This window comes from Thiorhodococcus minor (assembly GCF_010820565.1).
In the GTDB taxonomy this organism is placed as follows: Bacteria; Pseudomonadota; Gammaproteobacteria; order Chromatiales; family Chromatiaceae; genus Thiorhodococcus; species Thiorhodococcus minor.
In genome coordinates, this window is record NZ_JAAIJQ010000345.1 from 1 (window position 1) to 494 (window position 494).

At 64.2% G+C, this 494-nt stretch carries 1 protein-coding gene; it reads right to left on the reverse strand.

Translation table 11 applies throughout. The features are described 5' to 3' along the window. Positions 1–494: IS66 family transposase (locus tag G3446_RS27275; protein ID WP_164456760.1), on the reverse strand; the 494-nt coding region annotated here is incomplete at both ends.

Sequence of the window (494 nt, forward strand, 5' to 3'; positions counted from 1 at the left end):
AGCGACGCCCTAGATCGCTGCGGGTCCCGCCGCTGATCTTGCGCCATTTCACATCGCTGCGGATGTCGTTCTCGCTGCCGTTGGTATGCAGTGAGATGTCTGGGCGCAGGAGCACCAGGAGCAGCTCGCCCTGATGGGCCTTCAGGCGCTTGAGGGTCTGATTGAGGGTGGCAAAGGAGGTCTTCTGACTGAAGATGGTCTCGAAGCGCGTCCGTAGATCCGCGACGGCGGCGGTATCGGGGGCGCGCTGGTAGGCCTTGAGGTCGGCATACAGCGTCCAGATCTCATCGCGCACCCGCGCTTGATCCTGGCGCTGGCGCTCATTGAGCGGGATGAGCTTGTGAATCAGGCGCTCGGCGTGCACCCAGCACAGGGCATGCAGCAGGATGGCGAACTGTCCGGCACCATCGCTGACGATGGCCAGCTCGCGCGAGAGGCCTTTCGCCAGCAGTCCGCCGAGCAAGGCACGCAACGGTTGCGATGCGCTGATGACG